This window comes from Clostridium sp., from assembly GCF_050717515.1.
GTDB lineage: Bacteria > Bacillota > Clostridia > Clostridiales > Clostridiaceae > Clostridium_AD.
In genome coordinates, this window is sequence record NZ_JBOITL010000029.1 from 77,616 (window position 1) to 94,668 (window position 17,053).

General features: G+C 30.7%; 17 protein-coding genes and 1 riboswitch. Of the genes, 14 read left to right on the forward strand and 3 right to left on the reverse strand.

Annotated features, from left to right (window positions below):
• Positions 1 to 13 precede the first annotated feature (13 nt).
• The 14 genes from ACREV6_RS14570 to ACREV6_RS14635 all read left to right on the forward strand — a co-directional run bounded on the left by ACREV6_RS14570 (position 14) and on the right by ACREV6_RS14635 (position 14,331).
• Complete coding sequence (locus ACREV6_RS14570; RefSeq protein WP_431578768.1) at positions 14 to 1,813, forward strand: ABC transporter ATP-binding protein; 1,800 nt, start codon at positions 14 to 16, stop codon at positions 1,811 to 1,813.
• 129 nt (positions 1,814 to 1,942) lie between these two features.
• The gene (locus ACREV6_RS14575; protein WP_431578769.1) at positions 1,943 to 2,437 is read left to right on the forward strand and encodes a DUF2975 domain-containing protein; all 495 of its coding nucleotides are present in this window, start codon (positions 1,943 to 1,945) and stop codon (positions 2,435 to 2,437) included.
• A gap of 11 nt (positions 2,438 to 2,448) precedes the next feature.
• On the forward strand, positions 2,449 to 2,655 hold the full coding sequence (locus ACREV6_RS14580) for a helix-turn-helix domain-containing protein (RefSeq protein WP_431578770.1): 207 nt from the start codon (positions 2,449 to 2,451) through the stop codon (positions 2,653 to 2,655).
• A gap of 24 nt (positions 2,656 to 2,679) precedes the next feature.
• Positions 2,680 to 4,662, forward strand: coding sequence for a DUF4153 domain-containing protein (locus ACREV6_RS14585; protein WP_431578771.1), 1,983 nt, complete (start codon positions 2,680 to 2,682; stop codon positions 4,660 to 4,662).
• Between the two features lie 163 nt (positions 4,663 to 4,825).
• Entirely contained in the window at positions 4,826 to 6,397 is a 1,572-nt protein-coding gene (locus ACREV6_RS14590; protein ID WP_431578772.1) for a sigma 54-interacting transcriptional regulator, read from the forward strand.
• 333 nt (positions 6,398 to 6,730) lie between these two features.
• A complete protein-coding gene (gene megL, locus ACREV6_RS14595) occupies positions 6,731 to 7,933 on the forward strand; it encodes a methionine gamma-lyase (RefSeq protein ID WP_431578773.1) in 1,203 nt (400 codons plus the stop codon).
• A gap of 161 nt (positions 7,934 to 8,094) precedes the next feature.
• Entirely contained in the window at positions 8,095 to 8,229 is a 135-nt protein-coding gene (locus ACREV6_RS14600; protein WP_431578774.1) for a hypothetical protein, read from the forward strand.
• 149 nt (positions 8,230 to 8,378) lie between these two features.
• Positions 8,379 to 8,491, forward strand: a riboswitch (FMN riboswitch).
• Positions 8,492 to 8,742: 251 nt separating this feature from the next.
• Positions 8,743 to 9,840 carry a bifunctional diaminohydroxyphosphoribosylaminopyrimidine deaminase/5-amino-6-(5-phosphoribosylamino)uracil reductase RibD gene (gene ribD, locus ACREV6_RS14605; protein ID WP_431578775.1) on the forward strand — a complete coding sequence of 366 codons (1,098 nt, stop codon included), beginning with the start codon at positions 8,743 to 8,745 and terminating at the stop codon, positions 9,838 to 9,840.
• Between the two features lie 24 nt (positions 9,841 to 9,864).
• Complete coding sequence (locus ACREV6_RS14610) at positions 9,865 to 10,512, forward strand: riboflavin synthase (protein WP_431578776.1); 648 nt, start codon at positions 9,865 to 9,867, stop codon at positions 10,510 to 10,512.
• Between the two features lie 52 nt (positions 10,513 to 10,564).
• The gene (locus ACREV6_RS14615; protein WP_431578777.1) at positions 10,565 to 11,767 is read left to right on the forward strand and encodes a bifunctional 3,4-dihydroxy-2-butanone-4-phosphate synthase/GTP cyclohydrolase II; all 1,203 of its coding nucleotides are present in this window, start codon (positions 10,565 to 10,567) and stop codon (positions 11,765 to 11,767) included.
• Positions 11,768 to 11,837: 70 nt separating this feature from the next.
• A complete protein-coding gene (gene ribH, locus ACREV6_RS14620; RefSeq protein WP_431578778.1) occupies positions 11,838 to 12,299 on the forward strand; it encodes a 6,7-dimethyl-8-ribityllumazine synthase in 462 nt (153 codons plus the stop codon).
• Between the two features lie 279 nt (positions 12,300 to 12,578).
• Positions 12,579 to 13,520: a CobW family GTP-binding protein gene (locus tag ACREV6_RS14625; RefSeq protein WP_431578779.1), complete on the forward strand. Its 942-nt coding sequence runs from the start codon at positions 12,579 to 12,581 to the stop codon at positions 13,518 to 13,520.
• Positions 13,521 to 13,600: 80 nt separating this feature from the next.
• Entirely contained in the window at positions 13,601 to 13,906 is a 306-nt protein-coding gene (locus tag ACREV6_RS14630) for a hypothetical protein (RefSeq protein WP_431578780.1), read from the forward strand.
• A 104-nt stretch (positions 13,907 to 14,010) separates the two neighbouring features.
• Positions 14,011 to 14,331 carry a hypothetical protein gene (locus ACREV6_RS14635; protein ID WP_431578781.1) on the forward strand — a complete coding sequence of 107 codons (321 nt, stop codon included), beginning with the start codon at positions 14,011 to 14,013 and terminating at the stop codon, positions 14,329 to 14,331.
• A 48-nt stretch (positions 14,332 to 14,379) separates the two neighbouring features.
• On the opposite strand, the gene ACREV6_RS14640 is transcribed toward ACREV6_RS14635, so the two are convergent.
• The 3 genes from ACREV6_RS14640 to ACREV6_RS14650 all read right to left on the reverse strand — a co-directional run bounded on the left by ACREV6_RS14640 (position 14,380) and on the right by ACREV6_RS14650 (position 16,921).
• A complete protein-coding gene (locus tag ACREV6_RS14640) occupies positions 14,380 to 15,456 on the reverse strand; it encodes a diguanylate cyclase (protein ID WP_431578782.1) in 1,077 nt (358 codons plus the stop codon).
• Positions 15,457 to 15,590: 134 nt separating this feature from the next.
• Positions 15,591 to 16,319: an HAD-IB family hydrolase gene (locus ACREV6_RS14645; RefSeq protein WP_431578783.1), complete on the reverse strand. Its 729-nt coding sequence runs from the start codon at positions 16,317 to 16,319 to the stop codon at positions 15,591 to 15,593.
• A 17-nt stretch (positions 16,320 to 16,336) separates the two neighbouring features.
• Positions 16,337 to 16,921: a 5-formyltetrahydrofolate cyclo-ligase gene (locus ACREV6_RS14650; RefSeq protein ID WP_431578784.1), complete on the reverse strand. Its 585-nt coding sequence runs from the start codon at positions 16,919 to 16,921 to the stop codon at positions 16,337 to 16,339.
• Positions 16,922 to 17,053: the final 132 nt, after the last annotated feature.

Consider the following 17,053-nt stretch of genomic DNA (forward strand, 5'->3'; position numbering starts at 1 on the left):
GGGTGATAAATAAATGGAAAATAGCATAAATAAAATAGGGATGAAAAAAGAAAATAAAGGGGATATGAAGACCTTTCGACTTATGTGGGAGCTTATAAAATATAGACCATGGCTTTATTTTGCTAATTGTTTAATATGGATATTTATTCTTGTATCTCCAGTAATACCAGGACTTATAGCTAAGGAGTTTTTTGACACTCTTAGTGGAAAAGCAAGCCTCAATATTGGTATTTGGGGGCTTATAGTCTTAATATCAGTTACGGCAATTGTGACTATTATGGGGATATTTTGTGGAGCCAGAATTGATATTGTTCATAGATTTACTATGAGTGCACTTATTAGACGAAATTTGCTCCAATGTATTCTACAAAAACCAGGGTCAAATTCAATACCTTATTCAGTAGGTGAGGCTGTTAACTGTTTTCGTGATGATGCTGAGAAAGCAGAGGATGCAATTAGTTGGACACTAGATGTAATTGGAACAGCAGTTTTTGCTATAGTGGCAATAGTTATTTTATTAAATATAAATGCCAAAATTACTATATTTGTATTTACGCCTTTAGTAGCAGTAGTAGCTATTGCACAAATTGCTAGTGAGCGTGTAGAAAAATATAGAAGGGCTTCTAGAGAAGCTACAGGAAAAGTTACAGGGGCTCTTGGAGAGATATTTGGGTCGGTACAAGCTATTCAAGTTTCAGGTTCAGAAGAGTATATTATGAATCACTTAAATAAGCTTAATAAAGAGAGACATAAAATGGTACTTAGAGATAGTGTATTAAGCCAGCTTTTAGATTCAGTATTTACTAATACAGTGAGCATAGGTACAGGATTTATTTTGCTTTTAGTAGGGCAAAGTATGAAAGCTGGAAGCTTTACTGTAGGGGATTTTGCATTGTTTATATATTATTTAACATTTGTAGCTGATTTTACTCACTCCTTTGGAACCTTTATATCTGATTATCAGCAAACAGGTGTAGCTTTCAAACGTATGCATGAACTTTTACAGGGAGAACCACAAGAAACTTTGGTAAAGCATAATCCATTATATTTGAAAGGAAAACTTGAAAAGCCAAAGTGCAATTTAAATGTAGAAGGAAAAGAATTAAGAAAACTACAGGTAGAAGCATTAACTTATATATATAAAAATTCAAATGGTGGAATACAAGATGTGAATTTCACTTTGAAGGAGAAATCCTTTACGGTAATTACAGGACGTATAGGCTCAGGAAAAACCACCCTGCTAAAGACTTTGATTGGGCTACTTCCATCAGATAGTGGCACAATATATTGGAATGGTGAAAGAGTAAAAGAACCTTCAGAGTTTTTTGTGCCACCAATTAGTGCTTATACAGCGCAAGTACCAAATTTATTTAGTGACACCATGCGAAATAATATATTACTAGGGCTTCCAGAAAATCAGGTAGACTTAAATAGTGCCATAGCTTCAGCAATACTTAAGGAGGATTTAGCTACCTTAGAAAACGGGCTTGATACAATTATAGGTCCTAAGGGAGTTAAATTATCAGGAGGACAAATTCAAAGAGTAGCAGCTGCTCGTATGTTTGTAAGAAACCCAGAGCTATTAATTTTTGATGATATATCAAGTGCGCTTGATGTAGAAACGGAAATGAAACTTTGGAATAGAATTTTTGAAAATAAAGATAAAACATGTTTAGTAGTTTCCAATAGGCGGGTTGCACTTCAAAAGGCAGATAATATTATAGTTATGAAAGATGGACATGTGGAAGCACAAGGAACACTAGATGAGCTATTAGAAAACTGTGAGGAAATGACGCAGATTTGGGGTTCATAGAAATAAAATCAAGTAAAGGTAAGTAAAAGTAAATATATTTATTGACAAACAATAAAAATACATTGAAAGACAATTTAATTAGTAGTAAAATTAAAATTGAAAGAAATATTAGTTCAGGAGGAATATTAAATGAAATATTATGGGAAAATGTCCTTAGCTTCATTATTAAAAATATTATTAGATATTATGATTGTTATTGGTTTAGTTGTCTATATTATAATGTCAAAGCAAACTTTAACGGAAAAAGGAGTAGATATGTCCTCAGGTAGATTTATTAGTACATATATCTTATTTACCATAGGAAGAATCTCTATTATATTAATCTTGTTTAATCTTAGAAAAATAGTTGATTCTCTAATAAAGGTAACACCATTTATTAGACATAATGTGCTTTGTTTGAAAAGAATATCACTACTATGTTTTTCAATCGCAATTTGTTTTGCTTTGAATTTTTTTATAAACGGACAATACAAAAATTTTAATATTGCCTATGTTGACGCTAATGGAATACACACTGACATTGAATTCTTAATATTCTTTTTTGTTGGATGGTTTATTCTAATTTTATCGGAGGTATTTAAACAAGCGATTGAAGTAAAAGAAGAAAATGAATTTACAATATAAGGAGGATGAATATGGCAATTGTCGTAAATTTAGATGTTATGATGGCAAAAAGGAAGACATCATTGCAAGAGTTATCAAGCAGAGTTGGAATTACAAATGCAAATTTATCTATATTAAAGACTTCTAAAGCAAAGGCCATTAGATTTAGTACCTTAGAAGCTATTTGTAGAGAACTGCATTGCCAACCAGGAGATATACTTGAATATAGTGAGGAGTAATAATATTACGGAGGGATACTTATAATGGAGAAAAAGTATGTGCAAGCTATTATTGTAAAAGAAAATATGATTCTTATGGCATATGGTCATAAAGAAAATAGTGAACCTATTAATTTTTTCATAAGAGGAGAAGTAAATGAGGGCGAGACTCCTGATGATGCAATTGCTCGCGAAATCACAGAGCAAATTAATATGCCCTGCAAAGTTAATTTAAAATTTAGTAAAGAGTTATCTTTAGATATACAAACTTATTTAATTAATATAGAAAGTGAGGATAATAAGTTTGATATTTCAACAAAAGAAATTAAAAAATATGTAGGGGATGTTTATATAGAGGGTCTTGAGTGGATTTCTTTATCTGAAAAAGAAAAATTTCATAGAAATAATATAAATTATTTAAGACTTTTAGTAGAAGAATGTATAGATCAGGATTATAGTGAAAATTGGTTAAAGGCAGTCCAAAGTTTAGTTTTTTCTTTTCCAAATTATAAGTATGACAACATAAGGTTATTAGATAAAAAACGTATGAAAGAAACAAAAAACATAGATGCTAAAATTGATATGAATGAAAAAATTTATACTATTGGTATTGCTCTTATTTTGGCAATAATTTATGAAAGATTTTTTATAGGTAAACAAGCTGGTATTTCTATGCCTATTTTCTATGTTATGTTCATGGGGTTTTTCTTATGGAGTACTCGGGAAAAGGTTTACGTTAAAAAAAATGTTGGTTTTATCATGATTATTCCTACTATATTAATAGCATTAAATTATTCCATTCATTCAAATACTATTTTAAACTTTTTTAATGGGATAATGATATTGGTACTCACCTTAGTAAGTACCGTATTAATTAAATATGAGAACATAAAATGGGATAGTTTTAATTTTATAAAAAAAGCATTTAATAGAGGTGCTAAATCTATTTCAGAGAATTTTTATAAACCTTTTATCTTTATAAAAGGGAATATAACTTTGAGAAATAAAAAAGAAATAAGTCCTACAAAGAAAAACATTTTAAAAGGAGTAGTTATTTCTATACCCCTATTAATTGTTATTATAGTTTTATTAACATCAGCAGATATGGTATTCAAAAACTATATAACCAATTTTTCTATTGGACTAGGCGACATAAGCATGGGGAAAATAACAGGTCATTTCTTAGTTGTTATAATAGCTTTCATCCTTATATTTTCATATGTATGGAGCTTTAAATATGCCTTTGATGAAGGTGAAAGTAAGAAGAAGGATATGCAATGGGAGCCAGTTACTATTTTGACAATTATTTTCATGATAAATTTAGTGTATCTTTTATTTTCAATAGTTCAGTTTTCCTATCTTTATGGTGGAGGGAATAACTCTATTCCTGGCGGATTCACTTACTCAGAATATGCAAGAAAAGGATTTTTTGAGCTTGTGGCCGTTACGATAATTAACTTTACTATATTACTTAGCAGTATGAAATTTATTAAAAAGGATAATAAGAGGATAAATAATATATCTAATGTATTTTTAAGTATACTTATAGCGTTTACATTTAATATGCTTTTTTCAGCTCATTATAAGATGTCACTTTATGAACAAACCTATGGATTTACCTATTTAAGGATTTTTGTTCATATATTTATGTTTATGCTATTTATGCTATTTGTAGCAGCATTAATAGGGATTTGGAATAGAAAAATGCCACTTAACAAGGTAATAATCCTAATTGTTTTGAGTATGTATGTATTAGTAAACTACATTAATGTGGATAAAATGATTGCGAGTAAGAATATAGACATATATTATAAAACACAGAAAATTGATGTAGAGTATTTAAGGAATTTATCCTATGATGCTATTCCAGAGATATTAAAATTAAAAGAGGATTCTAACATTGAGGTTGCTAGAGAAGTTAATAAATATTTAAAAGATGTAAAAAATGAGTTATCAGAAGGGCATTCTTGGTATGAATTTAACTATTCTAAATATAGAGCTAGAAAATTACAGATCAAAATTAACTAGAAAATTTAACGAGTGCTATTTTATAGAATTAAGCCAATTATATCATGCTAACTTTATAGATAATATTAGAAAAACAGCTATCGATATGATAGAACTTGTCACTTTTGCCACTTGCCACGTGGGTGGCACTACCCTTTTAAAATCATAAGTTAGGAGAGGCAGCATGGAGAAAAATATTAGATTTGAAATAATAACTAAAGATAGATTAGGTATAACTGTAATAATATTAGAAAAAATTTATCAATTAGCAATAAATCTACTTTCTGTAGAAGTGTTTCCAGAAAAAATCTGTGTTAAGATGCAAAATATGGATGATGATAAGAAGGATACATTAAAAAAACAGCTTTGTGCAATAGAAGATGTGGCTAGGGTTAATGAAATCAACTTACTTAATTATGAGGAAAATGAAAGAAAACTTTTGGCTATTTTAGATTCAGTAGATGAAGGAATAATGGTTGTAAATAAAAAATTTGAAATAGACATCTTTAATAATTATTGTGAAAAAGTATTTCATTGTAAAAAAGAAGAGGCAATAGGTACGGATATTAGAAAATTAATAGGTGGAGATGCCCCAGCTGTAGGACTTATAAATAGTGGGGTAAAGTATGACAATGTAGAGGTTAATGTTAAAACAGAAAGAGGGGAAGTACACTATCTAACTACAGGTAGACCAATTGTAGATGACAATAATATTACAGTAGGTGCAGTTGCATCTATTAAAGATATTCATAAAGCTATAGAGATTGCAAATGTTATTGCTGGAACTACTGAAGGGGCATTTAAGGAAATCGTAGGAAATAGCAATAAGATTGAGAACGTAAAAAAAATAGTTGAAACTGTAGCTAAGAGTGATTCTACTATACTTTTTAGAGGAGAAAGTGGGACCGGAAAAGAGTTATTCGCAAAGGCAACTCAAAGCTTAAGTAGTAGGAGAAATAATCCTTTTGTAACTATAAGTTGCGCGGCACTTCCAGATAATTTAATAGAAAGCGAGCTATTTGGTTATGAAAAGGGAAGTTTTACGGGTGCCATGAATAGCGGAAAAGAAGGTCTTTTTAAAGAAGCGGATGGTGGAACCTTGTTTTTAGATGAAATAGGCGAACTATCTATAGTGCTGCAGGCAAAGCTTTTAAGGGTTCTTCAAGAAGGCGTTATTAGAAAGATTGGTAGTACAAAAGAAGAAAATGTAAATGTAAGAATTATTGCAGCTACTAATAGGAACTTAGAAGAGATGATCCAGCAGAAAAAATTTAGAGAAGATTTATATTATAGGTTAAATGTTATTCCAATAACTATTCCACCTCTTAGAGATAGGTTAGATGATATATCATCTTTAGTTACTCTGTTTATATGCAAATTCAATAGAAAATTAAACAAAGAAATAAAGGGAGCAGAGCTATCTTTTATAAATAAATTAATGGCATATAATTGGCCAGGAAATATACGCGAATTACAAAACGTAATTGAGAGGGCTATGAATTTATGTGATGGTAAATATATATCATCAGAGGATCTTATTATGGACATAGGGATAGGGAGTAAGATGGAAAATAAAATTGATTTGGATGAGCATAAAGCGTTGAAACTTAAAGAAGTTGTGGAAATTTGTGAAAAACAGGCAATAGTAACTGCTCTTTCAAAAAACAAAAGTCTTAGAAAAACAGCAAAGGAATTAGGGGTTTCACACACTACTATTATTAATAAAATTAAGAAGTACAAAATATGTGAAGGATAAGTTAAAAGTGTAAAGAATAGTTTCCAAATGGAAAGAAAACTTTACACTTTTATTGCCTTAGTGGTTATAAAAAATTCCACTGTATTAAAAAAATTTAATCTAGAGCTATTATAATATCAACTGAATTTTGATTTCTCCAGCATAAATATTAGAATTCATATAGAAAACTGTAGTTAAATGGCATAGGTACACTAAATAAATAAAAAGCTATTTGTTTTCATGTGCCTAAAGAATTTTATAATGCTAATTTTAAAGAGCTTTAACTAAAAGGTGGCAGCATTATTGCTTATATATATTTATATGAAGAAAAAAATTATACTAGGGGGAATTGTAATGAATACAGAACATTTACGTAATAGTGGATTTGCAACTAAAGCTATACATGGTGGAAATAAGAAGGATCAATACGGATCACTAGCTACTCCAATACATCAAACAGCTACTTTTGTTTTTGATTCAGCAGAGCAAGGTGGAAGAAGATTTGCTGGAGAAGAAGATGGATATATTTATACAAGACTTGGAAATCCTACTAATACAGTACTCGAAGAAAAATTGGCAATGCTTGAAGGCGGAGAAGCGTGTATGTCTATGGGGTCAGGCATAGGAGCTATATCTTCAGTTATGTGGACTGCATTAAAGGCTGGAGACCATGTGATTTCAGCACAAACTCTTTATGGCTGTACTCATGCATTTTTGGCTCATGGTATTTCTAGATATGGTGTTGAAGTTACTTTTGTTGATGTTTCAAACTTAGATAATGTTAGAAATGCTATGAAAGAAAACACAAAAGTTATTTACTTAGAAACACCTGCAAATCCAACATTGCTTATAACAGATATTGAGGCAATAGCAAAGATTGCTCATGCTAAGGAAGATTGTATGGTTATAGTGGACAATACATTTAGTACTCCATATACACAAAGGCCTCTAGAACTAGGTGCAGACGTTGTAGTACATTCAGGAACGAAATTTCTTAATGGACATGGAGATGTAATTTCAGGTTTTGCTGTTGGATCTAAAGAATTTATTGATCAGGTTAGATTATTTGGGGTTAAGGATATGACAGGAGCTTCGTTAAGTCCTTTTAATGCATTCTTGATTATAAGAGGAATGAAAACACTAGAAATAAGAATGGAAAAACACTGTAGCAATGCAATGGCTGTAGCTGAATTTTTAGAAGCTCATCCATTAGTTGAAAAAGTGTATTACCCAGGACTTAAAAGTTTTCCACAATATGAATTAGCAAAAAAACAAATGAGTCTGCCCGGTGGAATTATTGCTTTTGAAATAAAGGGTGGAATCGAAGAAGGTAAAAAATTCTTAAATTCTACTGAGCTTTGTAGCATAGCTGTTAGTTTAGGAGATGCTGAAACACTAATTGAACATCCTGCTTCCATGACTCATTCGCCATACTCACAAGAGGAAAGATTAGAAGCTGGTATAACGGATGGTTTAGTAAGACTCGCAGTAGGTCTTGAAAGTGTTGAAGACATTATCGCTGATTTAGACCAGGCTCTTAAATTAATGAATAAATAGTAGTTACTATAAATTATAAAAAGATTATCTATATGTTAGCATATAGATAATCTTTTTTATTTGCGATTTACAATAATAAATTTTTTATTAACTGGAAATATCATATTAGTATAAATCTCTTTTCCAATGGAAAATATAAATGAAGGAAGGGAGTGTTTTAAATGACTGTAAATCAGAAACTTACTAATCAGCAATTATCTTCATTAGGAATAAAGAGAACAAATAATGACAAAGGTATGAATGCAACTGATGCAAATATAAGAAATAACAAACAAACAAACAAAAAAGAAAAATAAATAAATAAAATTTCTATAAAGGGCTGCTATTCACTGCGTTAAATAAGTGGCTCTTGATAGAAATTATATAGTAATCAAAGATTAAACTTCTTATATATATTAACTTGACAGTAAAATCACAAAGTGCTATTCTTAAGTTGAAAATTGAATAGATCCTTCAGGGTAGGTGAGATTCCTAACCGGCGGTATAGCCCGCGAGCCGAAAGGTAGATCTGGTTGAATTCCAGAGCCGACAGTAAAGTCTGGATGAGAGAAGGAGAATAATAGATATAAGAGAGTTTTATTTATTAACTATGAAGATAGTTGTGAAGATGCTTTTGTATTTTGATATTAAATATATTAAGCTTATTAAGCCCTGAAAACATTGTTTTCAGGGCTTTTATTAATTTATGCACATGCAAATAAATAACAAACCAGTGATTTATATGATTTTATTTCGTGGAAATTATGCATACTAAGAAAAGAAATACTTAAGAGGACTTACACTACAATTATAGAATTAGGGGTGGTAATTTGGACAACTATTATATGAAAAGAGCACTTGAATTATCTAAAAAAGCAGTAGGGATGGTAAATCCCAATCCATTAGTGGGAGCTGTTATTGTAAAAGACAATAGAATAATAGGTGAAGGCTATCATGAGTATTTTGGTGGACCACATGCGGAAGTCAACGCTTTTGCAAATGCTCTGGATGATGTAGAAGGTGCAACTATGTACGTAACTTTGGAGCCTTGCTCTCACTATGGTAAAACCCCGCCCTGTGCTGATGCTATTGTGAAAAATAAAATATCTAAAGTGGTAATTGGAATGATAGACCCGAACCCACTGGTGACAGGTAGAGGCATAGAAATCCTTAGAAAAAACGGTATAGAAGTTATCACAGGAATAATGGATACCGAAATAATGAAAACAAATGAAATTTTTATAAAGTACATAACTGAGAAAAAACCTTTTTTAATTATGAAAACTGCTATGACACTAGATGGGAAAATAGCAACCTCTACTGGTGATTCAAAGTGGATAAGTAATGAAAAATCTAGATCCTATGTGCATGAATTAAGGCAAAGGGTAACAGGGATTATGGTGGGGATTGGTACTATACTTGCGGATGATCCAGAGCTTACAACAAGAAGAGAGGGTTTGCTTAGCTTAAACCCTACTAGAATAATTATAGATAGTAGGGCAAGAATACCAATAGATGCAAAGGTATTAAAATGCGATGAAAAAACAAAAACTATTATAGTCACAACAGAATATGCTGATAAGAGTAAAATCCAAGCTATAAAACAAAAGGGTGCAGAGGTTATTGTAACTCAGAGTAAAAATAATTGGGTAGATTTGAAGCCTTTAATGACAGTGCTTGGTGAAATGGGCATAGATAGTATATTACTCGAGGGTGGAAGCACTTTAAATTATTCTGCAATAGAGGCCGGTATAGTTGATAAAATAATTACTTTTATATCTCCTCAAATATTTGGAGGAAGTTCTGGTAAAACCACAGTGGGTGGCAAGGGTATAGAATATGTGAAAGATTCTATTAAACTTCGGGATATTGAAGTAACAAGATTTGATGAAGACCTTATGATAGAGGCTTACGTAAATAAAGTTTAAAGTTATTATAAAGGATGTGAATATATGTTTACAGGCTTGATTGAGGAAATTGGAGAGATAAAGTCAATTGAAAAAGGTGTTAACTCCGCGAGAATTACAATAAAGGCCACAAAAGTTCTTTACGGCACAAAGATTGGAGATAGCATTAATACCAATGGAGTTTGTCTTACTGTAACAGAATTTAATAAAAATAGCTTTAGTGTAGATGTAATGGCAGAAACTATTCGACGCAGTAATTTAGGAAAATTGAAACCGGGTTCCCTCGTTAACTTAGAAAGAGCACTAAGGCTTTCCGATAGACTAGGAGGCCATATGGTAAGTGGACATATTGATGGAACAGGAACTGTTGTAGAGTTTTATAAAGAAGACAATGCCACTTGGGTGTCAGTAGAAACTACAGTGGATATATTAAAGTATATTGTACATAAAGGTTCAATAACCATTGATGGCATTAGTTTAACTGTAGCATATGTGGACGCCCAAAAATTCAAAGTATCAATTATACCTCATACAAAGGGCGAAACTACACTATTAGATAAGAACATAGGGGATATGGTAAATCTTGAAAGTGATATGTTAGCAAAGTATGTTGAAAAATTATTGAAAGATGGTGAAGTACCAAAAGAAAAGAAACCTATTAGTAGGGATTTTCTTATTGAAAATGGATTTTAATAAATCTTTTTACAGTATAAAGCAATAATTAAAAAAATTAAGGGGTGTAGTGATGTTTAAATTTAATACTATTGAGGAAGCACTAGAAGATGTTAAAAATGGGAAAATGATTGTGGTGGTAGATGACGAGGATAGGGAAAATGAAGGAGATATAATAATAGCAGCTGAAAAAGCTACCAAGGAAAATATAAATTTTATGGCTACTTATGCCCGTGGACTTATATGCATGCCTACAACTAAAGAAAGATTAGATAAATTAAATATAAAACAGATGGTGACAAACAATACTGATGTTCATGGAACAGCGTTTACAGTTTCTATTGATGCCGTGGATACTACTACAGGAATATCCGCAGCAGAAAGAGCAACCACTATATTAAAAGTAATAGATCCTCAGGCTTCTTCTAAGGATTTTAATAGACCGGGTCATGTATTTCCACTAGCTGCAAGAGAAGGCGGAGTATTAAAACGGGCTGGACATACTGAAGCTGCAGTGGATATGGCAAGGCTTTCTGGATTATATCCTGCAGGGGTAATTTGCGAAATTATGAATGAAGATGGATCAATGGCTAGGGTTCCGCAGCTTATGGAGTATGTGAAAGTGCATGATCTGAAAATAATTACTATAGTAGATTTAATTGCATATAGACGAAAAACTGAATGTCTTGTAGAAATGGTTACAGAAGCTAAAATGCCAACTAGATATGGAGAATTTAAAATCTATGGATTTGTGAATAAGATAAATGGAGAACACCATGTAGCATTAGTCAAAGGAAAAATAGACAGTAGCAAACCAGTACTTGTTAGGGTACATTCTGAGTGCCTTACTGGAGATGCGTTGGGGTCTATGAGATGTGATTGTGGGGAGCAATATGATGCAGCCATGAAAGAAATAGCAAAGCAGGAGTGTGGAATTTTGGTTTACATGAGACAAGAAGGCCGGGGAATAGGATTAATTAATAAGCTAAAGGCTTATAATCTTCAAGATAGTGGCATGGATACCGCAGAAGCAAATGTAGCTTTAGGATTTCCGGTAGATATGAGAGAGTATGGTATAGGAGCTCAAATATTGGAACTGCTGGGCGCTAAAAAAATTAGAATGATGACTAACAATCCTAAAAAAATAACAGGCATTTCAGGCTATGGCATTGATATAGTTGAAAGAGTAGCTATAGAGATGAATCATAATGAAAGAAATAAGTTTTATTTAGAAACTAAAAAGGAAAAAATGGGGCACATACTTAAATTAAAATAGATAATATATTATTTATTTTGTGAAAATATATTAAAAGTTAAAATATCATAAATTAATAGGAGGAATAGATATGAAAACATATGAAGGTAAATTAATAGCAGAAGGTTTGAAATTTGGAATTATCATAGCGAGATTTAATGAATTTATAGGTGGAAAATTATTATCAGGAGCACTAGATGGTTTAAAGCGTCACGGTGTGGAAGAAGATAATATTGAAATTGCATGGGTGCCTGGTGCTTTCGAGATACCTCTAGTTGCAAAAAAGATGGCTAAGTCTGGTAAATATGATGGTGTAATATGCTTAGGAGCTGTTATAAGGGGTGCTACATCTCATTATGAATATGTATCTGGAGAGGTTACTAAAGGAATTGCATCTGTATCCCTGGAAACAGGAGTTCCAGTTATTTTCGGAGTGCTTACTACTGAGAATATTGAGCAAGCTATTGAAAGATCAGGAACTAAAGCTGGAAATAAGGGCTATGATGCTGCAGTATCCGCAATAGAAATGGCAAATTTATTAAAAGAAATTTAGTAGGTTATAAAGAAAAACCTTATAAAGAAAAAATATAAATACTTTCAAACAAATATTGGAGAGCTTAATGTAGGTTACTATATTAAACTCTCTTTTTCCTATAGTATTTCACTAATTTTTTTTCATTGACCTTTATACGTTAGTATTTTATAATTTACCTATATATATGCCAGCTATACCTTATAATAGAAGGTGAAGAAATTATATATAAAGTGGTCAAGTAGCTGGGCAACAACAAAAAAGATAATAAATTTAAATTATTAGAAAAGAGGGAGACAATTGGAAAATAAAATAAATTTGTATTTGTTAACAGGTTTCTTGGGTTCAGGTAAAACAACATTTCTAACAAATGTGCTTAAGGATTTATCTGAGGAAAAAGTCGGAGTGATAATGAATGAATTTGGAAAAATAGGTATAGATGGACAAATTATTAAGAAGGAAGGCATGGAGTTAATTGAAATTAACAAGGGGTCTATATTTTGTTCTTGCTTAAAATTATCTTTTGCTCATGCTATGATTGAAATGTCAAAGGGATCATTAAAATATTTATTTGTAGAAAGTTCTGGACTTGCAGATCCGTCTAATATTGGAGATGTATTAAGTGGGGTAGAGGTTGAAGTGGGTAATATTTATGACTATAAAGGAGCCATATGCCTTGTGGATGCGTTGCACTTTCTAAACCAAATAGAAGATTTGGAAACGGTAGAAAGACAACTTAAACACTGCCACTTAGTTGTAATTAATAAAACAGATTTAGTTAATGAAGAAACACTTTCTCAAATTAAAAATAGAATTTCAGAAATTAATTCTAAAGTGGAAATTCAGGAATGTAGCTTTGGTGAACTTAGCTATGATTTCTTAAGCCAGGATTTAATGGAAAACCAATGGATAGAAGATGAAGAAACTACTAATACTCCTGAAAGCAAACCTAAAAGTTTAAATTTAACTTTTAATGGACAAGTAACTAAAGAAGAACTAACTGAATTTCTAAACAGTGTTTCAGAAAGTAGCTATAGAATTAAAGGGTTTTTCAAATTGCAGGATGGATGGAATCAAGTAGATGTAGTTAATAGAAAAATTGATTATAAATTATTGACCTTAGAAGAACCCGAATCCAAATCTAAATTAGTTTTTATATCAAAGATAGGACCTAATATTATAAAACCAATTATAGATAATTGGAAGACGATTATAGGTCAGGAAATGAAGCTTAATAATTAATACACTATAGTATTGAGATATATTTATGATATGAGATTATTGATATTACTACAGTTTAAGTATATAAGGGGGTATTGGAAATGGGACTTGGTGATAGTGTTTTTACTATTATATTTATTATGATGGGGGCCGCTACTATTGTTTCTGGCTTGAATTTTGAAAACAAGCAGGGCAAAAATTTTAAAGGTGCAAATAAAGGGGAATATATAAAATTAAATAAGCTTATTTTAATTTCAATGGGTGGGATAATTTTATTTGGAACGTTCCTAGGACAAGGTATACCAGCATTTAAAGATATAATAACAAATATAACAATTGGAACTTTATTAATTATATGGATTGGTTATTCCGTAATATCTAAAAAGAAATTCTCAAAGAAAAAATAATTTGAATTTAATGATTTCCCTTGAGTTGATTTAACTTTTATGTATATATATGATATAATATACTTAATATAGTAAAATTAGTGATTATGAGAGGATGATTTTAAATGGAGATGGAAAGTGTATTTACTATCATATTTATTGTATTTATTGTGACAGGTGTGGTGCTTATTATAGCTGCCTTGAATTTTGATAACCAATATCGAAAGGAATATAAGGGTGCTAATAAAGCGGAGTATGTAAAATTTAATAAGATTGGTTTAATTTCAATGGGTGGGATAATGTTATTATCGGCTTTCCTTGGACTATGGTTACCAGTATTTAAGGTGAATATAATACTTATATCATCTGTATGTTTGTTTTCAATATCGATTATTTATTCAATGATATCTAGGAAAAAATTTCCTGATAAAAAGGAATCAAAATAGAAGCATTTAACTTCTATTCTGATTTCTTTTTAATTTAAAGAAAAAATATTATGCCTGACATACTTTATTTCTCCCGGAATGTTTAGCAGCATATAATGCATTATCGGCCTCTTTAATAAGATCTTCCAAATCTGATACATTATCAGGGTAAGTAGCAGCGCCTATAGAAATAGAAATATTAAGCTTAATTTCATCAGAAATAACAAATTCATGAGTTTCTACAGATAATCTTAAGCGCTCTGCAACTTCCATGGACTGATTGCTTGGACAGTCAGGTAAAATAACAGAAAATTCTTCACCGCCAATTCTAGATACAATATCGAAACTTCTGCAAAAGGTAGATAATATGACTCCTAATTGCTGTAATACAGAATCACCAGCTAAATGACCATAAGTGTCGTTTACTTTTTTAAAAAAATCTATATCTATAATTAGAATAGATAGACGTTCATTCTTATCTTTAACATTTACAAAAGATTTATTTAGTGCATTATCGAATTGTCTAACGTTGTTTAAACCAGTAAGAAAATCAATAGTTGACTCTTGTTTTAGTCTATTAAGTAATTTAATTGAAGTATTCATGTAATTTGAGATATAATAGGCCAAAATTCCAATAATAAAAGATGCTAGCCAGAAATGTAAAAGAGTATGGCGGAGTATTACTAAATCTTTAATAATTAATAGAAATGAACTAGTAATAATTAATAAGCTTACAAAGTTCATATAAATCCATTTTTTAAATCCCTTTAGATTTAATTTTGATAACAGTGCACAAGCAATAGCAACAATAAGTATGCAAATAGAGGCTATTATAGCAGGGTCACTAACACCAAAATAGCTTATTCTAAACGTTGCGATTGTTATGCCGGCAATAATTGAAGCAAATCCACCCCCGTAAAGAGCGGCAAGTAGTATTGCAATATGGCGAAAATCCATAACAACGTTAGGGGTAACTTGAATAGTAAACAACATCAGGATAACACCTAGTATTCCTTGTGTTAATCCGAATAGGAATTTATCTTTATAGGACACCGATAAGTTTAAAAAATTATTTTTAAATACTTGACTACTTATGAAAATGAAGGAAATTAGTATTGTACCATTAACAAATAAATCTCTTAACATGAGAATGAGATAGCTCCTTTCAAAACAAAATATGTTATGATAATTCCAATTAAAAAACTACTATATAATATTATATAGTAGTTTTTTAGCAAATTAAAGTAGATTAGAAAGTAAAACAAGAATAAACGAAGATATTATATTTCGATGTGTTCTGGGCGTAGCTTATATACCACATCTTTTCTTTCAAGCATTATATTTATTTTTTCTTTTAATTCATCATCCTTTAAGATCATTAGTAGCAGTTCTTTAGTAGGGTTTATTGCTGTAGGATTACTAATTGACTTTAACATAGTGTAATCCCCAGAAGTATCTCCATAAGCATAACTTTGCTGCAAATCTATATTATATTTATAAACAAAATTATCTATGGCAGTTTGTTTACTAGCACTATCCCACATAGGAATAATTTTACCAGTGTAAACATCATTTTCATTCAATATATACTTCGTTCCGATATAATCGTCAAAACCGTATTTTATAGACATTTCGCGTACAAGTTCAATGGGGCTACCTGATATGGTAATAATTATATGACCCTGATCTTTATGCCATTTAATTCTATCACGGGTGTAGGTATAAACTCTATCACCTTTTTGCTTTATGATTTGACTAGCTATAAATTCAATTTGAGTCCTATGAAGTCCAATTATGGCTTCACTATAAATATCAGCCATCTTAAGTAGGTAATTATCATAATTCCCTATTCTCTTATCCCATTTAACATAAAAGGGTTTTACTTCTTTGTACCATCTATCATTTTCTATAAGTTCGCTTTTAATTAATTTTTTAAATACCTCTGTTATTAAACCTTCTCTATAGAGAGTACCATCAATATCAAAGAAAGCGGCTATTCTTTTTTCCAAATGGGTCACCTCCAGCACTAGTATGATTTAGTTATTATTCTTTTTTCAGTGATTATGAAATCCAAAGGTACATCATAAACACCAGTGGGAATTTTATTAATTACTTGATAATCATAAGCTATACCTATAGTAGAAGTGTTTTTTACTCTTTTAGGTAAAAATCTATCATAATAGCCTGCACCAAATCCAATCCTATTGCAATCCTCATCAAATACTACGCCAGGAACTATGATTAAATCTATATCGCAGGTATTAGCTTTTTCTAATATATCATGTTTTGGCTCCATAATACCAAAAGAAGATTTAGTAAGATCCTTTGTAAGATTATTTATTTCAAAAGGGATAATTTCTCGCGTCTCTTTTATACAATAAGGTACAATTACTTTTTTACCATTGTCTAAACACCACTTAGCAAGATAATATGTATCAACCTCATTATTAAAACTTAAGTATATCATGATATTTTTGCAATTTATAAATTCGGGTAATTTCATAATTGTGTCTATAATTTTATTGCTAAAAGCACTTACAGTCTCTATTTCCATACTTTTTCTTTGCTTTAGCATATTTTTCCTTAAATTATCCTTAATATTATTCTCCATAAGTACCCTCCCCTAAAAAAAATTATAGCAATGTAATTTACACACTATAAAATTTTAATTAGTATAACATATGTATCTCATATATGCAATTTGTTGAAGTTGGTAAAAGTATACATTCACTCAGAAAATTAA